General features: G+C 73.8%; 7 protein-coding genes. 1 reads left to right on the forward strand and 6 read right to left on the reverse strand.

The genetic code is table 11. The features are described 5' to 3' along the window. On the forward strand, positions 1 to 1,074 hold a 1,074-nt coding region (locus tag RBXJA2T_RS10560), incomplete at its 5' end, for a sensor histidine kinase (RefSeq protein ID WP_009857353.1). On the opposite strand, the gene RBXJA2T_RS10565 is transcribed toward RBXJA2T_RS10560, so the two are convergent. The 6 genes from RBXJA2T_RS10565 to RBXJA2T_RS20375 form a co-directional block, all read right to left on the reverse strand. Continuing rightward, positions 1,015 to 1,656: a hypothetical protein gene (locus RBXJA2T_RS10565; protein ID WP_009857354.1), complete on the reverse strand. Its 642-nt coding sequence runs from the start codon at positions 1,654 to 1,656 to the stop codon at positions 1,015 to 1,017. The two genes, RBXJA2T_RS10560 and RBXJA2T_RS10565, sit on opposite strands and share 60 nt — an antisense overlap. A gap of 4 nt (positions 1,657 to 1,660) precedes the next feature. Further along, positions 1,661 to 1,876 carry a hypothetical protein gene (locus tag RBXJA2T_RS10570; protein WP_009857355.1) on the reverse strand — a complete coding sequence of 72 codons (216 nt, stop codon included), beginning with the start codon at positions 1,874 to 1,876 and terminating at the stop codon, positions 1,661 to 1,663. Positions 1,877 to 1,931: 55 nt separating this feature from the next. Continuing rightward, entirely contained in the window at positions 1,932 to 2,726 is a 795-nt protein-coding gene (gene sctT / locus RBXJA2T_RS10575) for a type III secretion system export apparatus subunit SctT (RefSeq protein WP_009857356.1), read from the reverse strand. 13 nt (positions 2,727 to 2,739) lie between these two features. Next, positions 2,740 to 3,015: a type III secretion system export apparatus subunit SctS gene (gene sctS, locus RBXJA2T_RS10580; RefSeq protein ID WP_009857357.1), complete on the reverse strand. Its 276-nt coding sequence runs from the start codon at positions 3,013 to 3,015 to the stop codon at positions 2,740 to 2,742. A 7-nt stretch (positions 3,016 to 3,022) separates the two neighbouring features. After that, on the reverse strand, positions 3,023 to 3,685 hold the full coding sequence (gene sctR / locus RBXJA2T_RS10585) for a type III secretion system export apparatus subunit SctR (protein ID WP_009857358.1): 663 nt from the start codon (positions 3,683 to 3,685) through the stop codon (positions 3,023 to 3,025). Continuing rightward, positions 3,676 to 3,909, reverse strand: a 234-nt coding sequence (locus tag RBXJA2T_RS20375) for a hypothetical protein (protein WP_009857359.1), incomplete at its 5' end; no start/stop codon positions are given. The genes RBXJA2T_RS20375 and sctR, both read right to left, overlap by 10 nt.

Consider the following 3,909-nt stretch of genomic DNA (forward strand, 5'->3'; position numbering starts at 1 on the left):
CGCATGGCGCCGGCCGGCGTCGTCTGGCGCACGCCGGCCTGGGCCGAACGCCATGCCGGCTGGCCCGATGCCGCGCTGCACGCGGCGCTGCAGCCCGCCTGGCAGGCGCGCGGCGAGCCCGGCTCGGCCGGCTCGGGCAGCGTCGCCGCGCCGGGCGGCACGATGGTCGCGCTGCACTGGGTCGTGCTGGCCGACGGCCTGCTGCTGCACGAGCCGGCGCCGCCGCACGACACCGCGCTGGCGCTGCAGCGCCATCTGCGCGACCGCGAACGGCTGCTGTTCACCTCGCGCAGCGTCAGTGTCGGCGAGATGGCAAGCACGCTGGCGCACGAGATCAACCAGCCGATCGGCACGATCGCCAACGTGCTGCGCGGCGTCGGCGCGCGGCTGGCGCGACTGGCCGTGCCGGCGCACGAGCAGGCGGCGCTGGAGGACCTGCGCCACGGCCTGAAGCTGGCGCTGGACCAGGCGCAGTTCGCCGGCCGCATCGTCGGCCGCATCCGCGAGTACACGCCTTCGCGCCAGCCGCGGCGCGAACGCCTGGACCTGCGCGCGCTGGCCAGCGAGTGCGTGTCGCTGCTGGACTGGGAGTTCGCCCGCGACGGCGTGCCGGTGCAGACGGACATGCCGCACGAGGCCTGGGTCGAGGGCGACGCGCTGATGCTGCAGCAGGTGATCGTCAACCTGATGCGCAACGCGCTCGAGGCCCAGCGCGAGGCGCCGGGACCACAGGCGCGTGTGCTACTGCGGCTGCAGCGCGTGCCGGGGCTGGCCGGCGTGCCCGACGAGCAGCAGCTGGACATCGTCGACCACGGCTGCGGCATCCCCGAGGACGGCGAGAGCCGGCTCTTCGTGCCCTTCGAGTCCAGCAAGCCCGACGGCATGGGCATCGGGCTGAAGATCTGCCGCAGCTTCGTCGAGCTGCACCAGGGCCGGCTGTGGTTCACGCGCCATGCGCCGCCGGACACCGGCTGCAGCTTCCACATCGCGCTGCGTGCGGCGCCGCCGCCGCCGTCAGCGCCCGGGCGGTGCGAGCGCGCCGAAGCCCGAGAGCCCGGACCAGCCGCCGCCTGAGCCGGCACGTGCTGCCTGCAGAAAGGCGTCGACGGCGACGCCCGGCGCGGCCCCCGGCACCCAGGCTGCGGCCAGCGCGCGCAGCGCGGCGCGGTCGGCACGCGACCACGCGCCTTCCAGCGGATCGGCGGCGGCGGCGTCGAGCCGGGCGCGGTAGCGCGCGTGCGCCTCACGGTCCTGCGCCATCAGGCCCAGCAGCGCGCGCGCCGTGCGGTCGAAGGCGCTGGCCGACAGCGGCAGCGCGCCCTGCGGGTGCAGGAAGGCAGCGCAGAGGAACTCGATCGGCCCCTGGCGCCGCGACGCGCCGGCCAGCGCGCCCCAGGCGGCCTGCGGCCCGGCCGGCAGCCGGCCGCTGGCCAGCGCGTCGTTGAGCGTGGCCGCCACGGCACGCTGCGCCAGCGGCTCGCCGTGTTCGCCGACGAGGCACAGCACGCGCAGGAACGCCGGGTACAGCGGGTCGCCGATCGCGCGGCACAGCTGCTCCAGCCAGGGCACACGCTCCGCGGGCGCGAGCAGGCAGCAACCGTCGACGAGGGTCTGGGCGGCCTCGTGCCAGTCGGGCTCGGCGCGCAGCGCCTTCACCGGATCAGGCGCCGGCGTCGCCGGCGAGCAGGCTGGCCAGGAAACGCGCCGTCAGCGCCTGCGGCGTGGCCGAACCGTCGGCCGGGGCGCGCAGCACGCGCGAGGCCGCGTCGGCACCGCCGTCGGTGCCGAGATCGGCCCAGCCCGCGGCCTCGGCGGCACGCGGTGCGGCGGCCGGAGCGAACGATGGCGACGGGGGCCAGGCGGGCAGCGAGGTCATGGCGGCAGCTTAAGAGGCCCGCCCGGGGCCGCGCCACTGAGGATCGCCCCCAGGGTCAGGGTGCCCAGATGCGCAGCGCCGGCAGCAGGCCGGCGACGCCATCGTCGATGCGGGCGACGATCGCGTCGACCAGCACCGTGAACATCAGCACCCAGACCAGCGTGGCGGCCACCGACTTCAGCGACATCGAGATCGAGATCAGGTTGAGCTGCGGCGCGAAGCGGTTGACCAGGCCCAGTGCCAGGTCCAGCGCGTAGAGCACGACGAGCGCCGGCGCGGCGAGCAGGAAGGCCAGCACCATCAGCTGCGCGAAGGCCGACTCGAAGATCCGGACGTCGGCGGCGTCGAAGTTCAGGCCCGGCTGGGCCAGCGGCCACATCGCGAAGCTCTGCACCGCGACGGCCACCAGGGCCAGGAAACCGCCGCCGGCCATGAACAGGAACATCGCCAGCCGCGACAGCAGCGCACCCGACAACGAGGTCTGGTGGCCGGACAGCGGGTCGGCCACCTGCGCCAGCGTGGCGCCGACCTTGGCGTCGACGATCTGCCCGGCGGCCTCGAAGGCCCAGAGCACGGCGCCCAGCAGCACGCCCACGCCGATGCCCAGCAGCGCCTCGCGGCCGAAGAGCAGCATCCAGTGCCCGGCCGTCCAGCCCTGCACCGGCACCGCCGGCTGCACCGCCAGCGTGATCAGGCCCAGCCCGACGAAGATCGCGTTGCGCACCAGCGCCGGCACGGTCTCGGAAGCGAAGATCGGCAGCAGCAGGAAGGCGACGGCGAAACGCGTGCTGGCCAGCGCGACGAGCAGCGCGCCGTCGGCCAGCGAGTCGACGAAACGCAGCGCCTCCATCGTGCGGCGCGGCTCAGGGCCGCGAGACGATCTCCGGGAACTCGCTGAACAGCCGGTCGCCGAACGCGTACAGCGTGCCGCCGAGCAGCGCCGCGGTGACGAAGATCGTCAGCACGATCGCGAACAGCTTGGCCGCGTACTGGAAGGTCTGCTCCTGGATCTGCGTCGCGGCCTGGACGATGGCGATCAGCAGCCCGACGACCGCGGCCACCAGCACCGGCGGCGCCGACAGCAGCAGCACCAGCCACAGGGCCTGCAGCGTCAGTTGCATCGCTTCGCTGCCCGACATCGCGGCCTCAGTACGACAGCACGAGGCCGTGCGAGAGCTTGACCCAGCCGTCGACGAGCACGAACAGCAGCAGCTTGAACGGCAGCGAGACGGTGGTCGGCGACAGCATCATCATGCCCAGCGCCATCAGGATGTTGGAGACGACGAGGTCGATGACCAGAAAGGGCAGGAAGATCAGGAAACCGATCTGGAACGCCACCGACAGCTCGTTGACGACGAAGGCCGGCACGACGACGACGAGATCGCGTTCGCTCAGCGCCTGCTGTTGCGCCGGAGACAGGTTGCGGCGCAGCGTCTCCAGGAAGAAGCGCCGTTCGTCCGGGTTGGAATGCTGGATCAGGAACTCGCGCAGCGGCTCCTTGGCGGCGTCGGCGGCGGCCAGCAGGGCCTCGGTGCCGCGGCCGGCGGCCTGGCTCTGGCTCTGGCTCTGGCCGACACGCTCGGCCATCTGCAGCCCGACCGGGTACATGACGTAGATCGACAGCACCAGCGCCATGCCGTTGAGCACGACGTTGGGCGGCACCTGCTGCAGGCCGAGCGCGTTGCGCAGCAGGCTGAGCACGACGACGATCTTCGTGAACGAGGTCACCATCACGCCGACGAAGGGCGCCAGCGCCAGCAGGACGACGGTGATCAGCGCCGAGGACGGCGTGAACTGGCTCAGGTCCATGCGAGCGCCCGGTCCTCGCGCGGCGCCGGCGGGGCGCCGGCGACGTCGAGCAGCAAGCCCCAGCCCTGGCCGGCCGGCACCAGCGTGCCGCGGGCCCCGAGCGGGCCGGCGTGCAGCCGCGCGACGCCGGCCGAAAGCGCCGCCGTGACGTCCTCGGCGCCGAACCAGGCGCGCGAGTCGACGGCCACGGCCGCGTCGAGCCAGACCCGGGCCTCGCCCGGTCC

This window comes from Rubrivivax benzoatilyticus JA2 = ATCC BAA-35 (assembly GCF_000190375.1).
In the GTDB taxonomy this organism is placed as follows: domain Bacteria; phylum Pseudomonadota; class Gammaproteobacteria; order Burkholderiales; family Burkholderiaceae_C; genus Rubrivivax; species Rubrivivax benzoatilyticus.

Coding starts and splice junctions, on each gene's coding strand:
- RBXJA2T_RS10570 (WP_009857355.1), bottom strand. CDS start 1,876: ATGACCTCGCTGCCCGCCTGGCCCCCGTCGCCATCGTTCGCTCCGGCC.
- sctR (WP_009857358.1), bottom strand. CDS start 3,685: ATGGACCTGAGCCAGTTCACGCCGTCCTCGGCGCTGATCACCGTCGTC.
- sctT (WP_009857356.1), bottom strand. CDS start 2,726: ATGGAGGCGCTGCGTTTCGTCGACTCGCTGGCCGACGGCGCGCTGCTC.
- sctS (WP_009857357.1), bottom strand. CDS start 3,015: ATGTCGGGCAGCGAAGCGATGCAACTGACGCTGCAGGCCCTGTGGCTG.